The organism is Sulfuricurvum sp. (genome assembly GCF_023250475.1).
Taxonomy (GTDB): domain Bacteria; phylum Campylobacterota; class Campylobacteria; order Campylobacterales; family Sulfurimonadaceae; genus Sulfuricurvum.
The window spans coordinates 1-5338 of sequence record NZ_JAHFAQ010000141.1 but is presented as its reverse complement, the minus strand read 5'-3'; the positions used below and the strand labels follow the sequence as shown (position 1 = coordinate 5338).

At 36.7% G+C, this 5338-nt stretch carries 3 protein-coding genes; 2 read left to right on the top strand and 1 reads right to left on the bottom strand.

Annotated elements, in window-relative coordinates; translation table 11 throughout:
* Positions 1–1224: 1224 nt before the first annotated feature.
* Positions 1225–1542 carry a nucleotidyltransferase domain-containing protein gene (locus Q0C19_RS10805; protein ID WP_295055884.1) on the top strand — a complete coding sequence of 106 codons (318 nt, stop codon included), beginning with the start codon at positions 1225–1227 and terminating at the stop codon, positions 1540–1542.
* Complete coding sequence (locus Q0C19_RS10800) at positions 1535–1813, top strand: HepT-like ribonuclease domain-containing protein (RefSeq protein WP_295055883.1); 279 nt, start codon at positions 1535–1537, stop codon at positions 1811–1813. The genes Q0C19_RS10805 and Q0C19_RS10800 overlap by 8 nt, the downstream gene beginning before the upstream one ends.
* 246 nt (positions 1814–2059) lie before the next feature.
* On the opposite strand, the gene Q0C19_RS10795 is transcribed toward Q0C19_RS10800, so the two are convergent.
* Positions 2060–5338, bottom strand: a 3279-nt coding sequence (locus Q0C19_RS10795; RefSeq protein ID WP_295055881.1) for an Ig-like domain-containing protein, incomplete at its 5' end; no start/stop codon positions are given.

Here is a 5338-nt window from a genome sequence, read left to right as displayed (position 1 = left end):
GAAAATGGATTACGTTGAAAGCCCGCGAAGAGAGAGTGAAGCAATTCTACTGAGAAAGATACTCATCAATAGTGTGTAATCGTTCCATAATTGCCATCAGGAGCAGTTTAAACTAAAAAAGTATATCCAAGTTAGGATATGCCCAATAAATTGCTTCTATGGGCCTTACGTTGATTTTAAAAGGTGAAGTCCATATTTTCACCTGTATCTTTAAAGAATTATGCGGATTTGTAAAATCTGTCGGTAATGAGCCGTCTTTTGTTACGGAATAAAGCCCTTTCGTTGGGGCTGTTTTTTGTGAACTCCATATATAGTAGATTTATAAGTATGTCATATATATAAGTATGTCATACAGAGTGTATTTAATATTAGAGTATACAGAGTATGGTAATTATCATTACATCACGCGAGGAGTGGGTATTTTGATAGGGAAAAAGCATAACTCACTAGAAACAATCTATTATCTTGACGGAGTTAGTGATGTGTATGGGTTACTGACAGTTCATCCAAAGTAAGCTGTAATTAATTTTTTTATGTAATTTCCAATGTCTAAAAGTATTATTCTGTGTCAGAAGCACAATAATAGTTCTTAAACTCGCTAAAACATAAAATCAATACCTTGGTAGCTCTAATATAATTCGATTGATTTTAAGCGCTTCTAAGGGATTGATATCACGAGTATAATTAAGTGGTGTAAAAAGTCTCGATGGGAACGGTGATGGCACCCAATATAATAAACTATGCCGATAAGGAAATAATAAATGACTTCAATTGCTTTTTTACCATTCCAGAATGAAACCGAAACCTATTCAATTAATGACCTTACGGTAGAAAACCGCCTTGATCGAATCAGTATCTATGGTTAACTTGATATTACCAAAGACAAAGTTGGGCTTGAACATGCCCTCATGCTCAAGCGTCTCATCGATGCAACAGTAGCTAAAAAGGGATCGAAACCTGCCTGAGCATATGGAGATAAAATCGGTGGAAAATCCATTTTAATAATCCTTCCAAATTAAGGATACTGGTTTTTAGGCGTAATGATAAAAACGAGAGCTTTTCTATTCATTGTTGGCAACTTCATTGGCTTTAAACGCAGAGGAGATTTAAAAATTGAATATTGAGATGCATTAAAATAGGATATAAACCATTAAATAAGTTTTGTCTCTATCCGAAAGCAAGAGGGTATGGTACAATACAAATTATAAAGCAAAGCAGTACTGAATGGATATTTTTGTAGGGAGAATTGTAATGACAAAAAATGATATTTTACAAAAATTGTCTCAAGAGAAAGCATATATACAAAAAACATATGAAGTCGATAAAATTGGTCTTTTTGGAAGCTATGCAAAAGATCAGCAAACCGAAAACAGTGACATTGATATCTATGTCGAATTTAAAAACAAAACCTTCGATAATCTGACAGGTCTCTGGAATTATTTAGAAGATATGTATCACACTAAAATCGATTTATTGCATAAACACAAACGAAGTAAAGGTGCAATTTTTGAAAGTATCCAAAAAGAAGTAATCTATGGATAAAGCGACAACTATCGAACTCATCGATTTTATCCTTGAAAGTTTAAGATTAATTAACAAACGATTTATCAGCATTAAATCAAGTGATGATTTTTTAGATAGTGATGAAGGACTTGAAAAACTTGATGCAATATCCATGCGGCTGCAATCGATCGGGGAAGCACTAAAAAATTTGGATAAGCGACAAAGTGAGTTATTGCTTCAAGTTGCCGATAAAGAATATTGGAGCAAAATTATTCGAACGAGAGAGATTTTGACACATCATTCATATTGACATCGATGCAGAAACAATCTATATGATCTGTGATGAAAAATTAGAAGAGTTAGAGCAAAATATTTTAAAACTAAAAGAGTACGTCAAATAGTGTTCATTCTTTAGAATTAACTTCATTAATATCATCCATATTGTTTTTGGTCAACCTAAGATATATTATATTATTGAAACGTTAGAGGAGTATAGTGGAGATTCCCCTTTCGGGGAAAGAGATTGTTTTATTAACCTCGTAAAGATTCTTGCACTCTATTGATGCCAACCGCTTGCTACAATATTCATCAGTGCTTGGTTGTTCTGAATCTGGGTATTGTTGGTGAGATGAAACCCGTGATCTTTGCTGTAAGCACTAAGCTGTTGAATAATTTTATCCATATCCGTGTCGGTAAGATAACTTCCATCGTTTAGCTCCATTTTTTCGATTCGGTTGCCTTCGTTCTTTTGGTTTTGAATCGTAATGAACTCATTATCTCCGTATTGGAGTAAGAGATCATTGCCTCTCATTAGGAAGCTGATATCCTCTTTGGTAATTCCTTCCGCAAATTTGACAGTATCATTTCCCCCGTTTTGACCTATCCAGCGACCGAAAAGATTGAATCCAAAAACATTTTCGTTGATGGTCGTATTATTGGCTCCCTTAGTCAATAGGTATGTATCATTTCCTGTACTGCCATTGAGAGAATTTGTCCCTTCCCCTCCGTTCAGTAGGTCATTCCCCTCTCCGCCTGAAAGAGTATCATTGCCTTTGCCTCCGAAGAGTTTATCGTTACCTGTATCACCGCAAAGGGCATCATTGCCGTTATCGCCGTAAAGAATATCGTTGTCGTTACCGCCTGAGAGGCAGTCATTCCCTTCGCCGCCGATAAGTAGATCATTTCCTGAATATCCCGATAAAGTATCATTTCCGCGATTACCGAACAAGGTATCATCACCTGCACCACCGAAAAAGTAATCGTTGGTTGTAGATTCTCCGATTATAAGGTCATCTGAATTGCTTCCCCAACCAGAATTCCAGAAGCCTCCTGTTAACCCTATTTTCTCTTTGGAAAGGTTAATAGCGCCTTCTAGTGTTTGAATAGATTCAACACCTTTTGAAGTGGATTTAAAATAGTCGGTGAGTATAACATCCGATTTATCTTTGACATCTATACGAAGATTGTTTCCCTCTTGGATAAAGGTAAGATCACTCATGGTAATATCATTCATCTTCAGTACGTCGTATCCGTTATTGTCATTGATGTTTAACGGCTGATTAGCGTAGGTATAGTACCAATCCGGAGTCATCAGATTGGTAAAATTCAATGTCGTCGTCACTCTTTCTCCGTGACGGTCATCGATATTCACCGTCGCAGTGCTTGATCCGGAGTAATAACGTTCGGCTGTGTAATTCCAGTGCCCTTGATCATCGATACTGAGTATCCCGTGGTCAGGGTTGGATGCAACACTATACGAGAGCATGTCACCGTCTATATCGGATGCTTTGACCCCTCCGGATGTACTTGATCCAGCATAGAGAGTAACTTGTGCCGGAGCCTCAGTTAGAATCGGTGTATCGTTCACCGCTTCGATAGCCAGTGATACTGTAGCTGTAGAACTTAAACCGTATGAGTTGGTCACTTTCACAGTGACACTGTCATCACCGTTAAGATTGGCATTTGGTGTGTAGCTCCATTCTCCTGCTTCATTAACGGTAAAGTTTCCTTTTGCCGAAGGATTTAGAACTTCATACACCAAAGCTCCGCCAATCGGATTAGTAACATTCAAAACTCCAGAAACATCGCTATCTTCGAGAAGATTTGCGGTAATATCTGAGAGTGTCGGCGCAGAAACGTTTACTTCAAAGTTTAGGGTTTGCTCAATCACCCCTCCGTTATTGTCATCGATAGTTATAACAGCACTGTCACTACCCATATATCCATTAGCCGCCGTATAGTTCCATGTACCTGTCTCATCAACACTCAGTGTACCGTTGGTTGCTTCTGTAGTAACAGTGTAGGTAAGAATATCACCATCTACGTCCGTAGCTCCAACATCTCCGCTAAAGCCACGAATGTTTTGGAGAGTATGGGACGTTTTTGATAGAGCTTGTGGTGCATTATTAGTATAAATATCAATTATTGAATTTATTTCTCCAATATTCATATTCGTACCATCTGAAAATTCAAAATGAATCATTTGATTCGCAAAAAATCCTAAAAAATCGCTTGAGTACCAATTTTTAATTTTAATTTGATCATTATGAGAAGGACTATTTTTAACTAAAATCAATAGATCGTTTCCATCATTTTTGACTATTAAATCATCTGCACTAATACCTGCACCGAATTGTAAAATATTATTTTCAATTCTACGGTTATCATGAAGATCATCTATAATATCGTATCCGTCTCCAAGATTGTAGACATAGGTATCATCCCCATTCCCTCCAACTAAAGTATCATTACCTTTACCACCTTGTAAAATATCTGATACTTCAAGACCTTTAATAAAATCATTGCCATCTGTTCCCATCATTGAAATGATCTGTGATGGAGTTAAGAATGATCCATCTGAAAATTCAATATGCTCAATTCTTCCACTTTGTATGTTACTCCCGCTTACAGCATACCATTCTCTTACTATGATAATGTTATGCAGTTCATCAAAAGTTTTCCCTTCTTCTTTTATCGCTATCAGCAAATTATTACCATCAGCCTTAAAAATTAAATCCTCTTTTTTTGTATCATCGATAAATAGGATTATGTCATTTTCCGAGCTTCCGGTATAACGTGTGAAATCATTATAATCATCTATATAATCCCGACCATCACCACGTTGGAACATAAATATCTGATTACCGTAATCGGTCGAGATATAATCATCTCCTTTTCCGGCATTTATGATTGCTCCATTTCCTGGAGCGTAGAGAATATCGTTCCCTGAACCAAGATCATATTCATTTTCTTCGTTAAATGCTACAATATTATCGATATCTAAAAAGCCGAATCGTTCGTTAAGTTCCCTGACATTGGCAGAACTACCATTCGAAAATGAGATATTGAATTGATATGAAGATCGACGCAACGTAATTTTGTCAGACCATTCTTCAAACCCCTTACCATCTTCTCTAAGACTAACAACCATTAATTGCTCACCTGTAAATCCTCTATCAGGACCGGTTACCATTCGTATATCGATATCATCCAAGGTTATTCCCGAACCAAATTCAATCGTATCTTTTTTACCAACATAATCAATGACATCTTGGCCGTCTCCGCGATCGAAAACAAAGGTTTCTATACCATTATAAGCCGCTCGGATCTCATCGTTCCCTTTACCGCCGATAATGATATCATTTCCGCCATTACCAGAAATATAGTCAACTCCCCCATAGCCATATAATGTTTCATCGTGTAAAGAACCTGTTATCCCTTTACTATTGTCATCAGCTAAATAGTATTTATATATATCATTGCGTGTTAATACAGTCCCATCAGAAAATTGTACATTTTGTAAAGAAGACTTTGCATTATCACCAAACCAATATTC